This window comes from Streptomyces sp. NPDC092369, assembly GCF_044755245.1.
Taxonomy (GTDB): domain Bacteria; phylum Actinomycetota; class Actinomycetes; order Streptomycetales; family Streptomycetaceae; genus Streptomyces.
Genome location: NZ_JBIVQP010000005.1, coordinates 436,598 through 458,031, shown reverse-complemented (window position 1 = coordinate 458,031; position 21,434 = coordinate 436,598). Strand labels below are relative to the sequence as shown.

Sequence of the window (21,434 nt, the reverse complement as noted above, 5' to 3'; positions counted from 1 at the left end):
CAGCGGGGGCGGAGCGGGACAGGGCCGGGCGGGTACGGGCGGGCGCCGGGAGGGGACCTGGACGATTCGCCGTTAGGGTGGGCCGAAAATAACCAGGACTCTCGGCCGACGGGACCAGCGCGAGACGAAATGCGACGGAGAGGCGCCAACATGGAAGATCTGTCGAGCCCGGAGACCCCGGGCGAACGCCGATCTGGACGGATCGGCATCGGTCTTGCCCTGGATTCGGTGCATTTCAAGATCCTCGACGTTCTGCGTACCCAGGGACGTATTTCCGTCGCCGCCCTCGCGGACCGTGTCGGCGTCTCCCGCGCGAACGCCTACACCCGCCTCGAAGCCCTCCGCGCCGACGGCGTGATCAACGGCTTCAGCGCCCGCGTCGACCACACCCGGGTCGGGCTGGAGATCTGTGCGCTGATCTTCGTCACGGTCCGCCAGGAGCTGTGGAAGCAGTTCCGCACCGCGCTCGCCCAGATGCCGGAGGTGGAGTACTGCGCCGTCACCACCGGCCAGCACGACGCCATGATCCAGATCCGGGTGGCCGACGTCTCCGCCGTCCACCGCCTGGTCACCGACCGCCTCTCCACCATTCCCGCGGTCCGCGCGACGGAGACGGTGATCATCCTCGACGAGGTGCTGCGCCGGCCCTACGTCCTGCCGACCGAGGCCCGCTCCCCCGAGTCCGCCGGCAGCGCCCCGCAGGACGCCCCCGGTGCGAGCCAGTTCGGCATGACCCGCTTCATCCGGGCGGCCGAGGGGCGGGCGGACCTGCAACGGGCGTCCCAACCGGAGGAGTGACGAAGCCGACCGGGGGGCGAGGCCCCACCGCACGGACCCGCAGGGGCCCGTGAGTTGAGGGTGTCAGGGTGTCAGAAGACCTTCTTGTACACCTGCCACCCGGTCGCGATCCTCGTCCGCCCGCCGAACGACCCCTTGCCGTCACCGCTGTTGCGCCACACGTTGCCGCTCGTGTCGCGGGAGACGAGGTCCGCCTTGCCGTCACCGGTGATGTCACCGACGCCGACGACCGCGTTGTACGCCCCGCCCCACGCGCCGAACAGCTTCACGCGCGTCTTGAAGGTGCCCTTGCCCGTGCCGAAGTACCGGTACAGGGTGTTGGACTTGTCCTGCGCGACCAGGTCGCCGATGCCGTCACCGTTGAGGTCGCCGACGCCCACGACCTTCTTGTACGTCTTCCAGTTGTCGTAGAGCTTCACGCGCGCCGACAGCTTGCCTGTGCTGGTCCCCTTGTAGAGGTAGACGGCGCCGGTGGCGGAGTTGCGCGCGATGAGGTCCGGCCGGCCGTCGCCGCTGACGTCGCCGGGCGAGGTCAGGACGTCGTACTGGTTCCAGCCCTTGCCGAGCGAGGTGTGCGGGGTGTTCGTGAGGAAGGCCTGTCCGAGCATGGTCCGGTACACGCGCAGCTCGCCGCTGCTGAACCGCACGAGGACGTCATTGCGGCGGTCGCCGTTGAGGTCGCCGAACGGGACCAGCGTCACGGAGGAGGGCCAGCCCGAGGCCGTCATGGTCTTGGCGAAGCCGCCCGTGCCGTCGCCCGGCCGGTAGCCGACGACTCCGGAGGAGGTGAGGGTCAGGGCGTCGCCGATGCCGTCGGGTGCCCAGCTCGCGCTGTTGGTGAAGTCGCGGCGCACGGCGGCCCCGTCGGACACCCGCACCGTCTGGGACACCGTCAGCGCCGGCCCCGAACCGTCCGCGGGCGGGGCCGTCAGCCTGAAGGTGTACGTGCCGTTGGGAACGAGCGCGCCCGTGGTGTCACGGGTGTTCCACCGCGCGGTCAGGTTGCCGCTCACCTCGCCGCCGGAGAGCGTACGGACCACGGCTCCGGTGGCCTTGCTGGTGACCGTGGCCTGCCAGGAGGCGGCGGGCTTGGCGAGCAGTCCGCGCCACTGCCACCACGGGTCGGTGGCCGCGTCGCTCTCCCACGAGTTGTTTGTCACCTCGGACTCGATGACGGAGAGCCGCTGGGTGGCGACCCCGCTGGGCACCAGATGGATCCGCCGGTCCGCGTCGACGTAGGCCGCCGGCCCGCCGAACTTGTCCACAGTCCACGTCACCCCGCGCAGGCTGGAGGCGCCCGCCGCGAGATCGCCGATCTTCCGGGTGGTCGCGGTGCCGTCGGCGAAGGCGGTGAGCTGAAGCGCCCCGGCCGCGGTGTCGTGCCGGACGAGGTAGCCGTCACCGAGGAGGGCCTCCCCGGACGGGACGGGGATGCTCTTCTTCGCCGTACGGTCCCAGACGCCGGCCTTCGCGGTCGGGCCGCAGGACCAGTAGACCCAACGGCCCACCGCCTGAAGCTCCTTGGGGACGCACGGGGCGCCGGTGGAGACGGTCTCGGTGGTCCTGCCGGTCTTCAGGTCCTTGGCCGTGACGACACCGGAGCCGGAACCCGGCGTCCACAGGCTGGTCCCCCAGACGGAGGCGGCCGTGACGGAGCGGGTGACGATCGGCCGGAGGTCGGAGTAGACGCCGAGGTCGCCGACGTACTGCTTGGTGGGCGAGGTGCCGTTGACGATCGCGTAGCGGCCGGTGATGTCGAGGACGGATCCGGCGCGCGAGGGGAGGAAGAAGCCCGCCTGGTCGTCGAGGGACTGGACGTACGAGTCGACGGCAGGGTCGGGCTCGGCGGTGAACGTCACGACCTGACCGTCGCCGGTGGCGTAAGGGCCCGCCCCACGGCCGTCCCAGGTCTGCCAGGTCGGTGCGCTCGGAGTGCCGTCGGCGGCTGTCCGCCGGGTGTAGTAGGAGCCCAGGAAGCTGCTGTCGGCCTCGTCGGTGGCCAAGGTGCCGTTCTGCAGCGACAGCCGGTCGATCCTGGCGGCGGCGGACGGCACGGCGGTCAGCTCCGTCAGCGTCGGTGTGTCCGCCCCCGTGTCGGTGACCCGGCGTACGGCCCAGTGCCCGGCGTCGGTGCCGCCGACGGCCAGTAGGCCACCGTCCGGTGCCGCGACGAGGGACGTGTTCGCGTGCCGGAGCAGGGTGATCGGGTCACCGCCGGTGAGGGGCACGGCCATCAGGCGCTCACCGGACTTGTCGACCCAGTCGTGCGGATCCGACGGCACGGAACGGGCGACCACCAGCCAGCGCCCGGCGATGCCCACGTACGGCGTGCCCTCGGCGCCGGGCAGCGGCACCGCCGTCCCGGCGGCGGAGAGGTCGGCGCGGTCCAGGACGTGGGCCGTCCTGAGATCGGACCACCAGACCAGCCGGTCCGCGCTCAGTGCCACCCCCGTCGGAGCACTGGGCACGGTCACATCGCCGGTGACCTTCGCGCCGGCCAGGTCGACCAGGACCAGGTGCCGCTCGCCGTTCGGCAGCGCGTACCCGATGACGACGGTGCCGCTGTCGCCCCCCAGCACGGTGAAGTTGTCGGTGATCCCGGTCGGCCAACCCTCGACCTGGGTGCCCTCGGCGGGCGCGCCCTCGCCGAACAGCCAGAGCACACGGGTGCCGGCGGTGCCCTTGGCCTGGGTCAGCACATGGCTGCCGAAGGTGGCCATGTACAAGCCGTGGGTGAGGGCGACGTCCGTGCTGGTACCGGCGGACAGGTCCCGCAGGACGACCTTCTGGGTGGCCGAGACGACATCGGCCACGACGTCGGACGACGACCCCAGGTACGCGGTGAGTCCGGCCAGCGGCAGGTTGCCCAGCTCGGTCGTCGCACCGGTGTCGTACGACGTCCACAGGTAGCCGGAACGCCCCTCCTGGACATGCAGATAGCCGCTGGGCCCCGCGCTGTGGATCCGGTCCTTGCGCGGTATGTAGCGGTCCGCCTGGAAGACCTTCTCCGCAGCCGGAACGGTGTCTGCGGCGGGGCCGGTCAGGGCGGTGCCGGCGGGAGCGGTGCCCGCGGTCACGGCGAGAACGGCCAGCGCGGCGACGACGCCACGGGCGGTGGTACGACGGGACATCGCCGACTCCTGAGCCTCTCAACGGGAAAAGGCGTGACGGGACGGCGGTGGCCGATCAGGTGCGTGTCACCGGCGCCGCGAAAGCGCGCCGGCCCCCAAGTGCCCCCCGTGCACAGCTGCATGACAGTAACAGCAGGCACAGGGGGCACGGGAGAGTGGTCAGGACTTCAGGAACGCGAGGATGTCGGGGTTGAGAACCTCCGGGTGGGTGGAGAGCATCCCGTGCGGGTAGCCCTCGTAGCTCTTGAGCGTGCCGTTCTTCAGGAGCGCGACCGTCAGCGGCGCCGAGTCGTCGTACGGGACGACCTGGTCGTCGGTTCCGTGGGCGACCAGGACCGGGACGTCGATCTGCTGGAGGTCCTCGGTGAAGTCGGTCTCGGAGAACGCCTTCACGCATTCGTAGTGGGCGTTGGCGGCGCCCATCATGCCCTGCCGCCACCAGTTGTCGATCAGCCCCTGCGAGACGTTCGCGCCGGGCCGGTTGAAGCCGTAGAACGGCCCCGACGGTACGTCGATGAAGAACTGCGAGCGGTTGCCCGCGACGCCCTCGCGGAAGCCGTCGAAGACCTCCAGGGGCAGGCCGCCCGGGTTGGACTCCGACTTGATCATGATCGGCGGTACGGCGCCCACGAGCACCGCCTTCGCGACCCGGCCGGGCTCGGCGCGGGCGACGTAGCGGGCGACCTCGCCGCCGCCGGTGGAGTGGCCGATGTGACACGCGTCCCGCAGGTCGAGCGCGGCCGCGAGGGCGATCACGTCGGCGGCGTAGGTGTCCATGTCGTGGCCGGTGGCGGTCTGGCTCGACCGCCCGTGCCCACGGCGGTCGTGGGCGATGACCCGATAGCCGTGCGCCAGGAAGAACAACATCTGGTTGTCCCAGTCGTCGGCGCTCAGTGGCCATCCGTGATGGAAGACGACCGGCTGAGCGTCCCGTGGACCCCAGTCCTTGTAGAAGATGGTGGTGCCGTCGTCGGTGGTGACTGTACCCATACCTGATCCTCCGCTCGCCCGTCCGTGCCCCGTGCTACTCGGGGGTGCGCGGCGCACGCGGGACCGACGAATTCACGCCTTGAGGCGCGGTCCGGATATACCTCGAACACCCTACGCCGGGGGGCTCGGCGGCACATCCGCACAGCGGCAGGTCTACGCGCGGTTACTTCCCGAACGCCTGGCGGAACTGGGCGACGGTCTCGGGCGAGGCCCAGTTCGCGCCGCACATCGGGACCACGCCGTCCTTCGCCGCGACGATGTAGGACTCGCCGACCGAGAAGGTCAGGTGCTCGATGTCGTCGGGGCCGTTGTCGAGGACGACCGTGTCCGCGTCACCGCCCTTCAGCCACTGGTCGACGCGGAAGGTGACCGTGGTGCCCTTGACGGAGGTGACCGTTCCGCCGAAGAGGGTCGGGTACGCGCGCAGACGGTCGGGGGTGGGTTCCGCGCACTTGCCGGCGATGCCGCCCGGCGCGACGCCGAGCCTCAGGGCGGGTGCGGCCTTGGCCGACTGACCGGGGACGCCGCCGTTGCCGCCGCCATTGCCGTCGTTCGCCATGACTCCTCCTGCGATGCCCCCGCCGAGCAGCAGCAGACCGGCGGCCGCGAGCCCGAAGAGCTGACGGCGGCCCAGTCCCGCGCGGGACTTCCCGGGGCGAGTGGTGGGGCCGGCGCCGTCGCCGGAGACGGCCGTCGCGGACCTGAGCGCGCTGTCGGTGTTCAAGGTGGCCTCCACAAGACGGTTGACGTCGGGCGACGGAGCCTGTGTCGTCAGCGCCGGGTCCGCGGACTTCATCCGGGCCAGCAGTTCGTCGTCGTTCACTGACTGCTCCTTCCTTCGACTCTCTTGTGTCCGGACCGTTCTGCGTCCTTTCGCCCCAACTGCGCGGCGAGTTTCTTCTTCGCCCGGTGCAGCCGGATGCTGACCGCGTTGGAGGTCATCCCGGTGGCGTCCGCGATCTGCCGCGGCGCCAGTCCCTCCCACGCCCACAGCTGCAGCACCTCGCGGTCCAGCGCCGCGAGGGTGTCCAGCGCGGCATGCAGCTCGCTGTGATCGGCGTCCCCCGTCGCGGGCCGCGCCTCCAGCGTCCGGATCAGCCGCTCCACCAGCCGGAGCCGGCGTCCGTCCGCGCGGCGGGCGTTCGCCAGACACCCCCGGGCCACGCCGTAGCACCACGGCAGCACGTCATCGGGCTCGGGCGGGGAGTCCCCGAGGCCGGGCACGGCGTCGATACGGCGCCACAGCACCAGCATCGTGTCCGCGAGGATGTCCTCGACCAGGTCGGCGCTCGTCCGTCGCAGCAGAAACCGGTGCAGCGGTTCCGCCACCACGTGCGCCAGTCTTTCGAAGCGCGCCCGCCGCCGCTCGCGCGCTTCCTGTTCCGTCTTGGATTCCACAACCCGTCCTGTCCGGCCGGGGCCGGTTCCTTTCGGCGCCGCGTCAGACCGGCCCGGACCGCCCCGACAGGTCGGCCAGTTCGGCCTCGTAGAACAGCGCGGGGTCGAAGCCCATGCCGGTGAAGTGGCCGGCCAGCTCCAGGGACAGGATGCCGTGCAGGCGGGTCCAGAAGGACAGGGCCCGGTGGAGCACGGCGGGCGGGGCGGGGTGGTCGCCGGCCCAGTCGCGGTGGTCGGCGAGGTGGTCGTCGAGCCGGGCGGCCGGTGGGGGTACCGGCGCCGTCGATGCCTCCGATGCCTCCGGCGAGTTGAGTGCGTCGAGCAGGTGTCCCATGATCTCCGCGGCGATCGCGGTGATGTCGTCCGGTGCGTGATAGCCCGGCACCGGAGTCCCGTAGACGAGGAAGTACCGCTGCGGATCGGCCAGCGCCCACTCCCGCAGCGCGTGCGCGAGCCCCGCCGCGTCCGCGCCCGCCGCCCGCGCCTCGCCCACCCCGTCGGCGAGGCTCCGGTACGCGTCCCTGACCAGCTCGGTGATCAGTTCGTCGCGGCCCGCGAAGTACCGGTACAGGGCGGGTCCGGTCATGCCCATGTGCTTGGCGATCGCGTTGAGGGAGAGCGCGGAGGCGCCCGCCGTGGCGATCTGCTCCCACGCCCGCTCCTTGACCTCGGCGCGTACCTGGGCGCGGTAGCGCTCGCGCGGTGTCGTCGTCCCTGCTCCGGCCATGCGACCTGCCCTCCCTCGCCCCCGCACAGTTTCGTTAGAGGCTATCACGAAGGTTATTGACACTCTCTCGGTCGATGCGTTACAACTTCTAACGAACCCGAGAGCAAATAACTACCGAGGAGAACGCCGTGTTTGAACGCTTGGCCGAACTGGCGATACGCCGGTCCCGACTGGTCCTCGTCGTCGCCGTCGTGGCCGTGGCTCTGATGGGCGTGCTGGGCGCCGGCGCGTTCGGCAAGCTGCTCGGAGGCGGCTTCGACGATCCCACCTCGCAGTCCACGAAGGCCGCGAAGGTCATCGACGACAAGTTCGGCGGGGAGACCAACCTGGTCCTGCTGGTCCGGGCCGACGAGGGCCGCGTCGACGCCCCCGCCGCCACCCGCGGCGGGCAGGGCCTGGTGGCCGACCTGAAGAAGGAGAAGACGCTCACCAACGTCGTCTCCTACTGGGACACCGACAGCCCCGCGCTCCTCTCCCGGGACGGTCGCGAGGCCATGGTGCTGGCCCATGTGACCGGCACGGAGACGGAGCAGAAGGAGAACGCGACCGAGATCCTCGACGCCTACACCGGCGACGCCGCCCACGGCACCCTCACGGTCGAGGCCGGAGGCGGCGCCGCCGTGGGCAGTGAGCTGTCCAAGCAGGTGGTCGACGATCTCGTCCTGGCCGAGTCCATCGCCATCCCGCTGACCCTCGTACTGCTCCTCTTCGTCTTCGGCAGTGTGGTCGCCGCGCTGCTGCCGCTGGCCATCGCGATCATCGCCGTCGTCGGCTCCTTCGCCCAGCTCTTCCTGCTCGGCAGCGTCACCAGCGTCGCCGACACCGCGACCAACCTCACCACCGCGCTGGGGCTCGGCCTCGGCATCGACTACGCCCTGCTGATGGTCAGCCGCTTCCGCGAGCAGCTCTCGACGGGGGCAAGCGTGGAGGACGCGGTACGGCGCACGGTGGCCACCGCCGGCCGTACCGTCGCGTTCTCCGCGGCGACCGTCGCGGCCGCGCTCGCCGCGCTCCTGGTCTTCCCCCAGTACTTCCTGCGCTCGTTCGGCTTCGCCGGGGTCGGGGTCGTCGCCGTCGCCGCCCTCAGCACCCTGTTGGTGATGCCCTCCCTGCTCTTCGTCCTGGGCCACCGGGTCAACAGCGGCCGGCTGCCGTGGGCGAAGCCCGGCCGGTCCGGTTCCCGGGCGCCGCTGTGGGGCCGGCTCGCCCGCACCGTCATGCGGCGGCCCGCGCTCACCGCGCTCCCCGTCCTGGCCGTCCTGCTGGTGGCCGCGAGCCCGCTGCTCGGCATCACCTTCGGCACCCCGGACGAGCGCGTCCTGCCCGAGGACACCACGAGCCGCCAGGTCTCTTCGGCACTGCGGGACAACTTCGACGGCAGCGAGGCCTCGGCCCTCAACATCGTCATCGACCAGCCCGTGAGCAAGGCCCCGCTGCGGTCGTACGCCACCGAACTCTCCGGCCTCAAGGGCGTCGTCCGCGTCGAGACCAGCACCGGGACCTACGCCGACGGACAGTCCGCGGCGGCCGGTCCCGCCAACCCCGCCCTCGGCCGGCCGGACGCCCAGCGCGTCAGCGTGGTCAGCTCCCTGACGCCCAAGTCGGACGCGGCCCAGGACCTGGTCGAGCAGGTGCGGGCCCTGACCCCGCCCACCGGCACCCACCCCCTGGTGGGCGGCACCGACGCCGTACTGGTCGACTCCAAGGACTCCATCGGCGGCCGGCTCCCGATCGCCATCGCGCTGATCGCCCTGACCACCTTCGTCCTGCTCTTCCTCTTCACCGGCAGCATCGTGCAGCCGCTGCGCGCCCTGCTCCTCAACGGCGTCAGCCTGGCCGCCACCCTCGGCGTGATGACCTGGATCTTCCAGGACGGCAACCTCTCCTCCCTGCTCGGCTTCACGGCCCAGCCGATGGAGATGTCGATGACGGTCCTGATGTTCTGCATCGCCTTCGGACTGTCCATGGACTACGAGGTGTTCGTCACCAGCCGGATCAAGGAACTCCACGACCAGGGCGCCGACAACGAGACCGCCGTCGCCGACGGCCTCGGCCACACCGGACGCATCGTCAGCGCGGCGGCCTTCCTGCTCGCGGTCAGCTTCTTCGCCTTCGGCACCGCCAAGATCAGCTTCATGCAGATGTTCGGCCTGGGCAGCGGCCTGGCCGTCCTCATCGACGCCCTCGCCGTCCGCGGCGTCCTCGTCCCCGCCGCGATGCGCCTGCTGGGCCGCTCGGCCTGGTACGCCCCCGGCTTCCTGCGCCGCTTCCACAACCGCTTCGGCCTCAGCGAGGGCGGCCCGGAGCACCCGGCGACCGCCGGGCCCGCCCCCACCGCTACCTCGTACGTGAAGGACACGACGAAGAACACGACGGAGGTCTGACGCCACCGCCCGCGCCACCGACACCGCTTCGGGCCCGCCTCCGGATTTATCGGAGGCGGGCCCGGTCCCGTGCGGGGAGCGAGGGCGCGGGCGGCCGGGTGTCCGGTCGCGCCGCCGCGGTCACCAGTTCAGCGCGTCCGCCATGTCCGCCTGCCAGTACGTGACCTTGATCGAGTCGTCGATGTGGACGCCCTTCGAGGGCAGCGCCGGGTGGGCGGCGGCGGTCGCGTCCGTGTTGAAGTACACCGCCAGGGACTTGGCCGTGTACCCGTTGGAGCCGCTGCCGTCCGCCGCCGACAGCAGGACGCCCGCGTAGCCCGACTCACCGGGGGCCAGCGTGACCACGGCCTGCGGCTGAGAGTCCTCGATGACCGGCGGGACGGACTGGGCGTCCTGGAACCGGACGGCCGGGTAGTACACGAGGTCGCAGTTCTTCGAACCGGTGTTGGTGACCGTGAGCAGCAGGTGGTTGAGCGGGCGGCTGACCGCCGTGGCCGTCGTCCGCGAGGCGGAGGGCGAGCAGGGCTTGAGCCGGGAGCCCGAGTCGTCCGAGCCGCCGGAGGCCGAGGTCCCGGAGCCGTTTGAACCCGAGGGCCCCGACGAGCCCGAGGTGCCCGACTTCCCGTTCGAACCCGCCGTACCGCCCGTCGAGTCCTTCGCGGCCGTGTCGGCCTTGCCCGCTCCCGAGGACGTGCCGCCGCTCGCCTTGGACGGGGACGCGTCGGACGCCTTGGGCGTGGAGGTGGACGTGGTCACATCAGCCGCGCCCTCGTCCTTGGTGCCCGTGCCGTCGTTGCAGGCCGTCAGTGTCAGTGTGGCGACCGCGATGGCGGCGGCGGCGATCATGCGGGCACGGTTGTTGCGAGTGGACATGCGATCCCCTGTGTGCGGTACGGGCCTGGATGCGGGCCGCTCGACCGGGTGCCGGGAGCGGCGTGCTTGGATGACCAGAGCTTGTGGCGTGATCCGTCCCGGCCGCCACCACCGCCGGGACATCCGGGACGCTGGAACGTCTGGAACGCTCTGACCTGCGGGAACAAGCTCCGCCTGGAATGACGGGCGGGAACGTGGAGAGAGGGAGGAACGGTGACGGGGGACGACTTCCCGACGCTGCTCGGCCGGCTGAAGGAGCGTTCCGGGCTCAGTTACGGAGTGCTCGGGAAGCGGCTGCACATGAGTGCGTCCACGCTGCATCGGTACGTCAACGGGGACGCCGTACCCACCGACTACGCGCCCGTGGAGCGACTCGCCCGGCTGTGCAGAGCCACGCCGGAGGAGCTGGTGGAGCTGCACCGGCAGTGGATCCTCGCGGACGCCCGGCGGGGGCGGAAGCCGGGCGAGACGGCACCCGCCGCGCAGGACGCTCCCGTTCCGGTGCCCGCCGACGACCCGGCCCATGAGCCCGCCGCCGTCGACGGGGAAGGGCCGGCGGACGCTGTCGGGGAGGGGCCCGGAGACGTTCCCGACGTCCGGCGCGCAACCCCGGAGGATGCCCGTCCGCCGGCCCGCCGGCGCCGTACCGTCGTCCTCGCCGGGACCGCCGTGGTCGCCGCCGTCGCCGCGGCCGCGCTCGTGGTGAACCTCGTGCCCGACGGCGGCCGTGACGACCGCAGCGGGAAGCAGTCCGTGGGGGCCGCCGCCGCCGAGTCCCCGGGCACCGGTCCCGGCCCCACGAAACCGACCGGCACGAAGAGCAAGTCGCCCTCGCCGTCCGCCTCGCACGGCGGCGGTCCCACCGCTTCCGCCCCCGCCTCCCGGAGTGCGGGTGCGGTGGGCGGCGACAACGCCGAGGACGGGGCCACCGCGCCGACCGTCAAGGTCAACCCGTACAAGTGGGAGGACCAGTGCAGCCAGCACTACCTGATCGACCAGAAGGCCGACCAGGTGCCTCCGCCGCCGTCCGAGCCGGACGCGCGCGGGTGGGTCAAGGCGCTCGGCGGGGTCGCCGGCGGGGAGCAGATGCTGGCGCTGACCGTGCAGGGCACCGGGAAGGCCACGGTCGTCCTGGAGGCGCTGCACGTGCGGGTGGTGGACAGGAGCGCCCCGCTCGCCTGGAACGACTACGCGATGGGCGACGGGTGCGGCGGCGGGGTGCGGACGGCGGCGTTCGGGGTGAACCTCGACGCCGGGCGGCCCGCGCTCGCGCCCAAGGCCGGGCAGCGCGACTTCCCGTACAAGGTGAGCGAGTCGGACCCCGAGGTCTTCTACGTCTTCGCCGACGCGCGGACGTACAACGTGAGTTGGTACCTGGAGCTGGAGTGGTCCAGCGGCGACCGGAGCGGGGTGGTCCGCGTCGACGACACGGGCAACCCCTTCCGGACGAGCGGGCATGTGGGACGGCCGGCGTACATCTATCCGCTCGGTGGCTCGGAGTGGACCCGGCACCCCTACGATCCCGACATTCCCGGCTGACCCGCCCGGCGATCCCCTTCTTGATGGTGACCTCGACGCCCGGGTCGGGAGCGGGGTCGGGTTCAGGCAGCGTCGATCAGTGCCAGGTCCAGCGGGACCAGCGTGGTCGATGTCAACAGGGCCCGGATCAGATGGTCGTTGAGCGCGTTGCCGACCGGTTCGCCGAGCTCCTCGCGGGTCAGCCAGGGCACCCCGTCCCGGGACAGGCGGGTGCGGACGCCGTTGACCAGGTGCTCGACGCGCTTGTCCGTCCAGCCGGCGGCCGGCTGCAACTCGGCCAGTTCGGCGGCCGTCTGACGCCATGTCAGGGGCTGGGGCCGCGGTTCGTGCAGCAGGTAGCGCCGGCCCAGGACGATCAGGGCGAGCTTCTCCTGCTCGGTGAGGACCCAGATCCGGGGCGGGCGGGTGACGTCCCCGTGCCGCGGCAGGGGCCGCTCGCCCTCGGGGCCGGTGACGTAGACCTCCAGCAGATGCTCCCGCCCGCGGGAACCGCCGACGAACAGCGGCGTGTAGCCGACGTCGAGCGGCAGCGGCTCCTCGTCCCGGAACAGCAGCCGGGCGCCCGCGCACCGGATCGGCAGCCGCCCCGAGTTGCTCACCCACCAGCGGCCGCCGCGATGGGTCAGCGTGCCCTGGTGCCGGCTCACCTGGGGGTCGTCCTCCCCGAGACAGACGTGCACCTCGGGCCGGTTGCGTCCGAACAGGACCTCACGCCCTTCCCCCGGGCCCAGCGTCATGCCGCCGGTCAGCGCGAGCGCGAAGACGGTGCCCGGCAGCGGCGCGGACGCGCCCCGGGCGAGGCTGCCGTGGCTCGCGGGGAGCGGACGGCCGCCCGGAGCCGACGGGGCCGCGGTCATCACTCCGCCGGCCGCTTCGCGAGGTTCCGCACCACCACACCCGCCAACTCCGCGGCGCTGTCGCACAGTCGCCCGCTCGGCTCCGGCGCGTACACCGTCAGCTGGAACAGCTCGATCGTCTCCTCGCCGACGGAGTCCCTGAACGTGCGGTGCGGGGTCCGTACGGTGCAGCTGTCGTCCTCGGCCTCGTCCGCCACGTACCAGCTCTTCGTGCCGGCGACGGCCACCGGCTTCCCGTCGTCCGTCAGGGAGTTGTCGCGGCTGTACTGGATCTGCACCTCGCGCGCGCCGTCGTCGCTCGACCAGTCGCAGTCCCAGCCGCCGAAGCCGCGGTCCTCGTTGTCCGCCTCGACACCGGGCAGGCGCTGGAGGGCGCCGGCGTCGAGCAGGGAGCAGGCGTCCACCCGGGCCAGCGAGTCGGCCGCCGGCGGTGACGTGCGGCGCGGGACCGGACCGTCGGCCAGGATGCCGACGACGTGGTCGGTGGCGGCGTCCGCGAGGGCGCACGGGTCGGGGGAAGAGGCGGCGAGCCGCTTGCCGATGATCCGGATCTGCTGGTCGTCGGCGGTCTGCACGGCCCGTTCGCACACGTCCCCGTCCCGCTTGACCGTGACGACCGTGAGGCCGTCGACGACCCGGGTGTCCTGGACGCCGTCGTACTCGTCCCGGTCGACGTCGAGGTTGATCTGGAGGTCGGCGATGTCGTCACCGCTGCCGTTCTCCACCAGGACGTCGCAGCGGTCGATCTCGCCGTAGTCCGGGTCGAGTTCGGTGGTCCCGAACCGGCTCAGCGAGGCCGCGTCCAGCAGCGCGCAGGGGTCCGCCGTGCGGTCGTCGCCGATGGTGCCCGCGCGTCCCGCGGCCGAAGTCGCCGAGGAGACCGAGGGTTTCGCGTCGGCGCCCGCGGCCCGATCGCCCCCGCCGTGGGAGCCCCACGGGCCGAACAGGACGAGCCCGGCCGTGATCGCCCCGGCGGTGACCAGGGCGCCCGCGCCGATCGCCAGGGGGCGCCGGCGACGGCGTACCGACCGCGGCAGCCGCAGGGTGAACGCGGTGAGGTCCAGGGTGCGGGTGGAGTGGTCGTGCAGGCGCGCCCTGAGGTGCGGGGGCGGTGGGGTCGCCTGCGTCAGGAGCTTGCGGGCGCCGGCCGCGTCGGGACGGCGGCGGGGGTCCACCTCCAGCAGCGCGGCGAGCGGCTCGGTCAACGGGCCCGCCCGGCGCGCGGGTTCGATGTGGCCCTCCACCGCCCGGGCCAGATACGTCATGAGGTGCTCGGCCTCCCCGTACGGGGACCGGCCCTCGACCGCCGCGAACAGGGAGGCGCCCAGGGAGAACACGTCGGCCTTCTCCCCCGCGGGCAGCCCCTTGGCCAACTCGGGGGCCAGATAACGGGGTTTGCCGCGCACACCGCCCGTCACGCCGTGCGTGCCGCTGTGCGTGACGTCGCTCCACCGGGCCCGGGAGATCCCGAAGTCCGTGAGCCGCGCGACGCCTTCGTCGGTGACCAGGATGTTCTCCGGCGTGACATCGCCGTGCACCACGCCCTCGTTGTGCGACTTCACCAGCGCGTCCGCGATCTGGCAGCCGATCGCACCGGCCTCCTCGGGCGCCAGCGGACCGCGCTCGGCCATGATCTGGGCCAGGCTGCGGGAGGGGACGTACTCCATCACGATCCAGCAGGTGACGCCCTCGTCTATGTAGTCGAAGACACCCACGATGTTCGGGTGGTGCAGCCGGCCGGCGTTGCGTGCCTCGCCCATCAGCCGCCGGGTGGCCCGGTCGTCGTCCAGGCGCGCGCACTTGACCGCGACCCGGCGCTGCAGCCGCTCGTCCCAGGCCCGCCACACGACACCCATGCCGCCGCTGCCGATGGACTCCTGCAACAGATACCGGCCGGCGACCCGGTCGCCCGCCTCTGGCGTCACCAGCACTGCCCCACTCCTCGCCCACCCCACCCGCCCGCGCGGCCCCGCCGACGGTGACGGAGTGTACTCAGCGTGCACACAGCAGTGACCCTGTTCACAGAACTTCACTGGGAAGAGCGCAGAACCCGCACAGCCGACCCTGGACGTTCTCGTCACTCTGTGTAGATGCGGCGGGTGAAAGGCGGTACGGACACGACCGTGAGTACCGCGCACGCGTTCCCGCGAACACGGTCCGTCATACATTCCAGCGCCGCAACGAAGTCCGCCGACCGCACCGAAGAGGTGTCCGCGGGCGCATACTGGTGACAATGACAAAGCCAGCTGCACAGAAGCGCTATTTGCCTACCAGCCCCTTCAAGGCCCCGGTCACGGCAGCTCCCAAGCATTTCGCCGTGGGCGACCGGGTCACACACGACGTGTACGGCCTTGGCCGGGTGATCGGCGTCGAAGAAGGAATCGCGGCGCTGGTGGACTTCGGGTCGGTTCAGCACCGGATCCTCAGTCCGTACTCCAAGATGAGCAAGCTGTAGGACCGCCGTGCCCGGTCGGGCACGGCGGGCCTGCTCATCCCCCTGTAACGATTGGAAGCACTCTCATCGAAACCTCGCTGTTCTCCGCCCCCGAGGGGGCGCACGACCGTGCCGTCGCGGGCTCGCCCACTCCGGTGACCAACCCCTTCCAGGCCCCGGACTTCGCGCCGGGCTTCGAAGAGAACGAGACCGCCCTGCTCGACGACGACGTCGACGTACCTGTCGTACCCGTCTCGATCGTCACGAGCAGGGGCACGGGTTCGGGCCGGGGCCACAACAACCGGGGCAACGGCTCCGCCCGACGCAGGACCGGCTGACCCCGAAGCCCTTCAGTACTCCGCGCCTCGGTACCTCGCGGCTCAGTGCTTCGCGTTCTCCGGCACCGTGATCTGCCGCTCCGACCACCCCATCCGCGTGGTCGCCTCGTAATTCACCGTCGTACCGGCGGTCAGTCCCGCCTCGCGGGCGATGGCCGAGGGAGCGGTCAGGACGGTCTCCTCGGACAGCAGAGCGCCGGTGGACGGATTCACCACCAGGCGCTGTTCGACCCCGCCCAGCACGGTCGCCGAGTCGACGGGCAGTGTGACCGCCATCCCCTTGCGGCCCAGCGGGTCGGTGGCGGAGGGCTGGACGCCGATACCCGGCAGCTCCGCCAGCACGCGGTACGCGGCGGCCCGGGTCGCCGGCGCGACCGGCATGGTGATGAGGTCGGCGGTGTGGCGCAGCATCCAGGCGGTGCGCCCCGCGCTGGTCTCCGCGCCCCCCTCCTGTTCGTACAACCGCTCCAGTTCACCCCTCAACTTGTCGGCGTTGGTCGGGAGTTGCCGCAGGTCCTGGTAGGAGATGTTCTCCGGACCGAGCGCGTAGATCTTGTCGTCGGCGTTGGTGTGCAGGACGGTCGGCGTACCCGTCCCGATGGCGTAACCCAGCCGCATCCGCCCGTCGGCGCTCGCCGGACCCTCCACCCGACGGGGTGAACCCGCCGCCTTCCAGGCCTTCCTGTCCGCCGGCGTGCGCGGCTCGGTCGTGGCGTCGAGACCGGACACCATCAGACTCTCGGTCCCCGGCCGGACCCCGACCGACCACTCCCCGCCCGCGGTGCTGAGCAGGGCATAGCGCCGCCCCTTCTCCCCGACGACGTCGACGTTCAGCGTCTGGGTGGTGACCTGCCAGTACGTGCCCTCGGCGGCCGGACTCGCCGCCGCCTTCGCGACAGCGAGCAGCTCCATACGGCCGTTCACCACCGCCGAGGCACTGGCGGCCGGCGACCGCGTGCCCGCCCGGTCGCCGGCGGTCCCGTCCGACTGCGTCTGTACGAGGCCGGCGATCACGATCGCCGACGCGGCGACGGTCGCGACCGCGCCGAGCGGCACCAGCCGGGGGCGCAGCCAGGCCAGGGGGTGCGCCCCCGCCCTCTCCTCGCGCGCCTCGGCCGTGATGCGGGCGAGGTCCTCGCGCTGGCGCCGGGAGCCGGCCAGCAGCACCGGGTCCAGTTCGTCGGGGCGGGCGTCCGCGAGCGTCTTCATGACGTCGCGCCGCCGCGCGGAGCGTTCCTTCGTGTTCCTCATGCGAGTACTCCTTCGGGGTCGGTGCGGCGCGCCGCCGGGGCGGCCGAGGCGGGCAGGGCGTCCATGGCCCGCTCAAGGCGACGGCGGGCCCGGTGCAGCCGGACGGTCAGGGTGGCGGTGGCGCAGCCCAGGACACGCGCGGCGTCCTTGGGGCTCAGCCCGTGCCAGGCGATCAGCGTCAGCAGTTCGCGGTCGGCCTCGGACAGACTCGCCAGGGCCTGCAGCGCGGCCTGCCGGTCGATCACGCCGGTCGCCACGTCCGCCGTCTCGGCCCCGCCGCCGCTCCCGATGCGCTGTGCCTCCCGCGCGGCCAGGGCGTACTGGTGGCTGTCCCGGCGCCGCAGCTCCCGCACCAGGTTGCGGGCCACGCCGAGCAGCCAGGGCAGTTCCGGCCGCGGCAGATCCCGCATCCGCCGCCATGCGACGGTGAAGGTCTCGCTGGTGATGTCCTCCCCTGCCTGCCGTCCCACCTGGCTCGTGGCATAGGCGAGCACGCGCGGATAACACTCCTCGTAGACGTCCCGGAAGCGTTGGGCTTCAGTCACGCGCCGTCCCTTCGTATCGGCTCTGTCACCGGGGAATGGGTGGGGCGGCCGGGTTATTACAGGGCGCAGGAAATGCGGGGGGAAAGAATTCAGCCGCGCCGGAGCGCACGCGAACACCAGCCGATGATCACGGCGTTGACCAGGGCCCCGAGGGCGACGGCGACGACGATCATCGCGGCGCCGTCGGGCAGTACGAGCAGCACGAAGCTGACCGGTGCGGTGGCGAGCAGTGGGATGACACCCGCCATCGACTCGTCCGAGCTGTCGTTGACGCTCACGACGAACGCCCAGACGAGCAGGCCCGCGCAGACGACGAGGTAGCCGAGGGCGACGACGTCGGTGAGGTAGTGGCGCAGCCGTCGGGCCAGGCCGGATCGGCCGGTACCGGTGCCGGTCACAGGGGTCTCCTTGAGCTGAGGGCCGTCAGAGATGAGGGCCGGGCGGGTTCGGGCGGGCGAGGCCGAGGTCGTAGGCGAGGATCGTCGCCTGGACGCGGTCGCGCAGGCCGAGCTTGCGCAGCAGCGCGTTCACATGCGACTTCACCGTGCCCACGGTGATGCCCAGGTGCTCGGCGATCTCCGCGTTGTTGAGGCCGGTCGCGAGCAGGGCGAGGACGGTGCGCTGGCTGCCGGTGAGGGTCTCCAGCTCGCGGGGCCCGCTGCCGGGCCGTGCGCCGGTCACAGGGCCCGACGCGTAGTGGCCGATGAGCCGGCGGGTCGCGGACGGCGCGAGCACGCTCTCGCCGGTGGCCACCACCCGGATGCCGTTGAGGAGTTCGGAGGCGTGCACGTCCTTGAGGAGGAACCCGGAGGCACCGGCGCGCAGCGCGTCGAAGACGTACGCGTCGAGGTCGAAGGTGGTCAACACCAGGACCCTGGGCGCGTTCTCGCGCCCGGTGATGATCCGGGTGGCGGCGATGCCGTCCAGTTCGGGCATGCGTACGTCCATGACGACGACGTCGGGCGCCAGTTGCTCGGCGAGCCGGACCGCGGCGACACCGTCGGCGGCCTCACCGACGACCGTCATGTCGTCCTCGGCGTCGATCACCGCGGCGAACCCCGCCCGGACGATGCCCTGGTCGTCGACGACCAGCACCTTGAGGCTCATCGTTCCCTCTCCTCCTCGCCCGGCGCGAGCGGCAGCCGCAGGCCGACCGTGCCCGGCGGGCCGGCGGTCAGCGTGCCGCCCAGCGGCGCGATCCGGGCCGTCAGCCGTTCCCGTACGGCGGTGTCGGCGGCGCCCGGCACCCCGGTGGCCGTGAGCGTCAACGTACCGTCGGCCGCATCGAGTTCGAGGACGGCGGGCTCGTCGTCGCCGGTCGCCAGCAGGGTCTCGGCGGCGTGGTAGGCGGCGAGGTCGACCTCGGTGGGCAGGCGCCTCGGCACCCGGTCGGTGAGCCGGATCTCGACGTCGCGGCCGGTGGCCCGGCACTGCCGGGCGAGCAGGTCGAGGGCCTGGAGGGTGGGTTGCGGGCGCAGCTCGGTTCCGCCGGTCTCGCCGTCCCGGACCGTGTCCAGCAGGGCGCGCATCGCGGCGAGGGCCTCGCGGGCGCGGGTCGCTGTCGCGTCGAGGCGGCCCGCGTGTGCCTCGGCGATCATGTCGGCGGTGCGGGCCAGGACGGTGGTTTCGAGGCCGGCGGCGATGCGCTGCCGCTCGGCCCAGGCATCTCTTACGGCGGCCTCCGTCCAGGTGGCCAGGTTCTGGGTCTGCGTTGCTTGAGCTGTTCTGTCGCGCTGCCTACGCACGGCTCCGCCGTAGTGGGCCGCGCCGACCAGCAAGGCGGTTCCTGCAGTTGCTGCCATGGCTACCGCCCAGGTGGGGAGAGTTGTTCCTCGGTGGAGGACGGCGGTGGTGACAGCGCTGGCATGTACCGCCACGGCTGCGATGGGAAAGAGAGATACGGGGACTTGAGGTAGTACGTATGTGCGCGCCGGTGGGGGCTGGTCGCGCAGTTCCCCGCGCCCCTTCAGGTCGACCAGCGCCACGCATGTTGCCAATGTGCTCAGCGTTGGGGGCAGCAGGACCGGGCCGGTGTAGTTGCCCACCGTCATCGCCATCGGCCAGAGCAGCGCCAAGCCCAGTAGTGCGCCCCGCGCCCACCCCGGAGCCCTGCGTAGCCACAGCAACGCCACCGCCTGGGCCGCTGCCAACAGTGCGAACAGCACGCCCGCCGATACGTGCGAGCCGGTGGACGCCGTGTCGTCGCGGATGACCAGTACCGGGAGAAGGGGCTGCAGGAACAGGCCTGTCGCGGCGATCACCTGTGCCGCGCGGTAGGTACGCGGGACAGCGTCCTCCAGCGGGGCTGCGGTGCGGCCGGGCAGGGTTGCCCGTACCTCCCAGCCGCCCTCCGCCGTCGGGCCGGTGGTCAGGGCGCCGCCCGCCTCCCGGGCACGGGAGCGCAGGAAGCCGGTGCCGCGGCCGCCGCCGAGGCCCGCGCCGTGGGCGATCGCGCCGGTCGGCGGTGGGGCGCTGGTGACGACGACGTCGGTGCGGGTGTCGCCGTAGCGGCACAGCACCGTGGTGCGGGCGCCCGGCGCGTGCCGGGCCACGTTGGTGAGGGCCTCGCGGACGATGCCGTACGCGGCGTCGGCGAGGGCGCCGTCCGGGAGGGGGTCGATCTCGCAGTCGACCGGCTGGTCGAGGCGGCGGAAGCCGGCCACCAGGGCTTTCAACCGTTCTTCCGGGGACGGGAGTTCCTCGCGAGAAGGGGCCGGAGCCCGTACCGAGCCGAGTGCCCGGGAGACCTCGCGGCCGGTCTCGACCGCGAACTCCAGCGCCTCGTCGGCCAGTTCGGGGCGTCGTTCGCGCAGTCCGGAGGCCGCGCCGACCGTGACCACCACGGCGGTCAGATGGTGGGCGCTGACGTCGTGCAACTCCCGTTCCATCCGGCGCCGTTCGACCGCCGGGAGCCGGTGCCGCTCGGCCTCGGCCCGCTTGAGCAGGTGCTCGGCCGCCTGGCGCGCGTGCCGGCGGCGTCGTACGAACAGGCCCGTGCCGCACGCGAGGGCGTACAGCACCGCCGTCAGGACGAGGTCGAGTCCGTTCCGGTCGCTGAGGCCGTGCAGGGTGATGCCCTGCACGAGCTGCCAGAGAGCGAGGGTCACGACGCACAGCACGGCGGTGAAGGTGTCCCGCTCGGTCGCCACCATGAAAAGGGCCAGCGCGATACCGGCGGTGCCCAGGACCGCCGTACCGCCGGTGGGCAGCGGCCCGGCGCCGAGCGCGCAGGCGACGACGATCACCATGAGGGCGACCACCGGGTAGGTGCGGCGCAGGGCGAGCGCGGCCGTCACCGGGCCGGCGACCAGGGCGGCCACCAACAGGGCCGATCCGTCCGGGACGGTCCCCCGCGCGAGCGCGGCTCCGGGCCAGACGGCGGCCTGGGCGCAGATCAGCAGGACCGGGAGCGACCGGTCGTCGGTTCGGTTCATGACGGATCAAGGCTATGGGGGCGGGTGCGGGGCCCGGCTCGGGCTGCAGGGGGATTCGCATCTCTTACCTGGGTTGCAGACGCGGGCCGCGACCGGTCCCGGCCGCCCCTGGGTGGACGACCGGGCGGCTCTCTCCACCTCCGGTTACAGGCGCCGATCGTCCCAGCGCCCGAGGACCGGGGCGGGTGCCCGGACCTAGGCTCGATCCCATCGAGGAAGCGCCGGACCAGCGCTTCCCTCTCACTCACCCGACCACAGGGGGATCTCCCATGTCCAAGCGCGTTCTCGTCTCCTCGCTCCTCGCCGTCGTCGCCGTCGGCGGCATCACCGCGGGCGGTATCGCCATGGCCTCCGCCGCCACGGACCCGACCCTGAAGAACGGCTCCATCCGCTACCTTCCCCCGGCCGGCACCCGCGCCGGCACCTTCACCTACACCGCCGACGCCGGCGACGACTCCGGTGTCCGCGGCCTCAAGGTCATCGCCTGGCCCGCGAGTTCGAAGCTCGCCCCGACCGAGGCGGAGATGCGGGAGGTGGACTCCGCGCGCTGCGTCCGCACCTCGGACGAGACGTCCCGCTGCACCTACACCTTCAAGGTCACCGAGAAGGAGGCGGCGAAGGCGGCCAAGGGCACGTGGAACGTCTCGGCGCTGCTGACGGCCAAGGACGGGAACACGCTCTTCGTCGCCGATGCCGGCACCTTCGTGATGAAGGACTGACCTGGCACCACAACCC

The 21,434-nt window shown here is 72.1% G+C and carries 19 protein-coding genes; 6 read left to right on the top strand and 13 right to left on the bottom strand.

The annotated features are described in order from the left end of the window. Nucleotides 1-150: 150 nt before the first annotated feature. A complete protein-coding gene (locus ACIQI8_RS30385; RefSeq protein ID WP_402357083.1) occupies nucleotides 151-798 on the top strand; it encodes an Lrp/AsnC family transcriptional regulator in 648 nt (215 codons plus the stop codon). Between the two features lie 71 nt (nucleotides 799-869). On the opposite strand, the gene ACIQI8_RS30380 is transcribed toward ACIQI8_RS30385, so the two are convergent. The 5 genes from ACIQI8_RS30380 to ACIQI8_RS30360 form a co-directional block, all read right to left on the bottom strand. Beyond that, the gene (locus ACIQI8_RS30380) at nucleotides 870-3,929 is read right to left on the bottom strand and encodes an FG-GAP-like repeat-containing protein (protein WP_402357080.1); all 3,060 of its coding nucleotides are present in this window, start codon (nucleotides 3,927-3,929) and stop codon (nucleotides 870-872) included. Nucleotides 3,930-4,088: 159 nt separating this feature from the next. Further along, nucleotides 4,089-4,919: an alpha/beta fold hydrolase gene (locus ACIQI8_RS30375; RefSeq protein ID WP_402357077.1), complete on the bottom strand. Its 831-nt coding sequence runs from the start codon at nucleotides 4,917-4,919 to the stop codon at nucleotides 4,089-4,091. Nucleotides 4,920-5,082: 163 nt separating this feature from the next. Next, complete coding sequence (locus ACIQI8_RS30370; protein ID WP_402357074.1) at nucleotides 5,083-5,742, bottom strand: hypothetical protein; 660 nt, start codon at nucleotides 5,740-5,742, stop codon at nucleotides 5,083-5,085. Next, nucleotides 5,739-6,317 (bottom strand): RNA polymerase sigma factor, encoded by a 579-nt coding sequence (locus ACIQI8_RS30365; RefSeq protein ID WP_402357071.1) that lies wholly within the window; start codon nucleotides 6,315-6,317, stop codon nucleotides 5,739-5,741. The genes ACIQI8_RS30370 and ACIQI8_RS30365 overlap by 4 nt, the downstream gene beginning before the upstream one ends. 43 nt (nucleotides 6,318-6,360) lie before the next feature. Beyond that, nucleotides 6,361-7,044 (bottom strand): TetR/AcrR family transcriptional regulator, encoded by a 684-nt coding sequence (locus tag ACIQI8_RS30360; RefSeq protein WP_402357068.1) that lies wholly within the window; start codon nucleotides 7,042-7,044, stop codon nucleotides 6,361-6,363. A 128-nt stretch (nucleotides 7,045-7,172) separates the two neighbouring features. On the opposite strand from ACIQI8_RS30360, the gene ACIQI8_RS30355 reads away from it, so the two are divergent. Next, nucleotides 7,173-9,428 (top strand): MMPL family transporter, encoded by a 2,256-nt coding sequence (locus ACIQI8_RS30355; RefSeq protein ID WP_402357065.1) that lies wholly within the window; start codon nucleotides 7,173-7,175, stop codon nucleotides 9,426-9,428. A gap of 120 nt (nucleotides 9,429-9,548) precedes the next feature. On the opposite strand, the gene ACIQI8_RS30350 is transcribed toward ACIQI8_RS30355, so the two are convergent. Then, nucleotides 9,549-10,301, bottom strand: a complete 753-nt coding sequence (locus tag ACIQI8_RS30350) for a DUF4232 domain-containing protein (protein ID WP_402357062.1) — start codon at nucleotides 10,299-10,301, stop codon at nucleotides 9,549-9,551. A gap of 213 nt (nucleotides 10,302-10,514) precedes the next feature. Here ACIQI8_RS30350 and ACIQI8_RS30345 point away from each other — a divergent pair, with 213 nt between their 5' ends. Then, nucleotides 10,515-11,840 (top strand): helix-turn-helix domain-containing protein, encoded by a 1,326-nt coding sequence (locus ACIQI8_RS30345; RefSeq protein WP_402357060.1) that lies wholly within the window; start codon nucleotides 10,515-10,517, stop codon nucleotides 11,838-11,840. A gap of 62 nt (nucleotides 11,841-11,902) precedes the next feature. On the opposite strand, the gene ACIQI8_RS30340 is transcribed toward ACIQI8_RS30345, so the two are convergent. Both ACIQI8_RS30340 and ACIQI8_RS30335 read right to left on the bottom strand, forming a co-directional pair. Next, entirely contained in the window at nucleotides 11,903-12,697 is a 795-nt protein-coding gene (locus tag ACIQI8_RS30340; protein WP_402357057.1) for an FHA domain-containing protein, read from the bottom strand. Continuing rightward, entirely contained in the window at nucleotides 12,697-14,628 is a 1,932-nt protein-coding gene (locus tag ACIQI8_RS30335; protein WP_402357054.1) for a protein kinase, read from the bottom strand. Before ACIQI8_RS30335 ends, ACIQI8_RS30340 begins: the two co-directional genes overlap by 1 nt. Before the next feature lie 302 nt (nucleotides 14,629-14,930). Between ACIQI8_RS30335 and ACIQI8_RS30330 the strand changes: the two genes are divergently transcribed. Next, the gene (locus tag ACIQI8_RS30330) at nucleotides 14,931-15,152 is read left to right on the top strand and encodes a hypothetical protein (RefSeq protein WP_402357051.1); all 222 of its coding nucleotides are present in this window, start codon (nucleotides 14,931-14,933) and stop codon (nucleotides 15,150-15,152) included. 134 nt (nucleotides 15,153-15,286) lie between these two features. Beyond that, nucleotides 15,287-15,469, top strand: coding sequence for a hypothetical protein (locus tag ACIQI8_RS30325; protein WP_402357048.1), 183 nt, complete (start codon nucleotides 15,287-15,289; stop codon nucleotides 15,467-15,469). Between the two features lie 42 nt (nucleotides 15,470-15,511). Here the strand turns inward: ACIQI8_RS30325 and ACIQI8_RS30320 are convergent, their stop codons facing one another. From ACIQI8_RS30320 to ACIQI8_RS30300, 5 genes are all read right to left on the bottom strand, one after another. After that, nucleotides 15,512-16,720 carry a CU044_5270 family protein gene (locus ACIQI8_RS30320; protein WP_402357045.1) on the bottom strand — a complete coding sequence of 403 codons (1,209 nt, stop codon included), beginning with the start codon at nucleotides 16,718-16,720 and terminating at the stop codon, nucleotides 15,512-15,514. Further along, the gene (locus tag ACIQI8_RS30315) at nucleotides 16,717-17,265 is read right to left on the bottom strand and encodes an RNA polymerase sigma factor (RefSeq protein ID WP_402357042.1); all 549 of its coding nucleotides are present in this window, start codon (nucleotides 17,263-17,265) and stop codon (nucleotides 16,717-16,719) included. The genes ACIQI8_RS30320 and ACIQI8_RS30315 overlap by 4 nt, the downstream gene beginning before the upstream one ends. An 89-nt stretch (nucleotides 17,266-17,354) precedes the next feature. Then, nucleotides 17,355-17,663 carry an SCO4225 family membrane protein gene (locus ACIQI8_RS30310; protein WP_402357039.1) on the bottom strand — a complete coding sequence of 103 codons (309 nt, stop codon included), beginning with the start codon at nucleotides 17,661-17,663 and terminating at the stop codon, nucleotides 17,355-17,357. Between the two features lie 25 nt (nucleotides 17,664-17,688). Continuing rightward, complete coding sequence (locus ACIQI8_RS30305; protein ID WP_402357036.1) at nucleotides 17,689-18,372, bottom strand: response regulator; 684 nt, start codon at nucleotides 18,370-18,372, stop codon at nucleotides 17,689-17,691. After that, nucleotides 18,369-20,699, bottom strand: coding sequence for a histidine kinase (locus ACIQI8_RS30300; protein ID WP_402357033.1), 2,331 nt, complete (start codon nucleotides 20,697-20,699; stop codon nucleotides 18,369-18,371). The genes ACIQI8_RS30305 and ACIQI8_RS30300 overlap by 4 nt, the downstream gene beginning before the upstream one ends. A gap of 269 nt (nucleotides 20,700-20,968) precedes the next feature. On the opposite strand from ACIQI8_RS30300, the gene ACIQI8_RS30295 reads away from it, so the two are divergent. Continuing rightward, nucleotides 20,969-21,418, top strand: a complete 450-nt coding sequence (locus tag ACIQI8_RS30295) for a DUF5707 domain-containing protein (RefSeq protein WP_402357030.1) — start codon at nucleotides 20,969-20,971, stop codon at nucleotides 21,416-21,418. Nucleotides 21,419-21,434 lie beyond the last annotated feature (16 nt).

What these genes read in the sequence shown, in the direction of transcription:
- ACIQI8_RS30385 (WP_402357083.1), top strand. Translation starts at nt 151, where the DNA reads ATGGAAGATCTGTCGAGCCCGGAGACCCCGGGCGAACGCCGATCTGGA.
- ACIQI8_RS30380 (WP_402357080.1), bottom strand. Translation starts at nt 3,929, where the DNA reads ATGTCCCGTCGTACCACCGCCCGTGGCGTCGTCGCCGCGCTGGCCGTT.
- ACIQI8_RS30375 (WP_402357077.1), bottom strand. Translation starts at nt 4,919, where the DNA reads ATGGGTACAGTCACCACCGACGACGGCACCACCATCTTCTACAAGGAC.
- ACIQI8_RS30360 (WP_402357068.1), bottom strand. Translation starts at nt 7,044, where the DNA reads ATGGCCGGAGCAGGGACGACGACACCGCGCGAGCGCTACCGCGCCCAG.
- ACIQI8_RS30350 (WP_402357062.1), bottom strand. Translation starts at nt 10,301, where the DNA reads ATGTCCACTCGCAACAACCGTGCCCGCATGATCGCCGCCGCCGCCATC.
- ACIQI8_RS30340 (WP_402357057.1), bottom strand. Translation starts at nt 12,697, where the DNA reads ATGACCGCGGCCCCGTCGGCTCCGGGCGGCCGTCCGCTCCCCGCGAGC.
- ACIQI8_RS30330 (WP_402357051.1), top strand. Translation starts at nt 14,931, where the DNA reads ATGACAAAGCCAGCTGCACAGAAGCGCTATTTGCCTACCAGCCCCTTC.
- ACIQI8_RS30320 (WP_402357045.1), bottom strand. Translation starts at nt 16,720, where the DNA reads ATGAGGAACACGAAGGAACGCTCCGCGCGGCGGCGCGACGTCATGAAG.
- ACIQI8_RS30305 (WP_402357036.1), bottom strand. Translation starts at nt 18,372, where the DNA reads ATGAGCCTCAAGGTGCTGGTCGTCGACGACCAGGGCATCGTCCGGGCG.
- ACIQI8_RS30300 (WP_402357033.1), bottom strand. Translation starts at nt 20,699, where the DNA reads ATGAACCGAACCGACGACCGGTCGCTCCCGGTCCTGCTGATCTGCGCC.
- ACIQI8_RS30295 (WP_402357030.1), top strand. Translation starts at nt 20,969, where the DNA reads ATGTCCAAGCGCGTTCTCGTCTCCTCGCTCCTCGCCGTCGTCGCCGTC.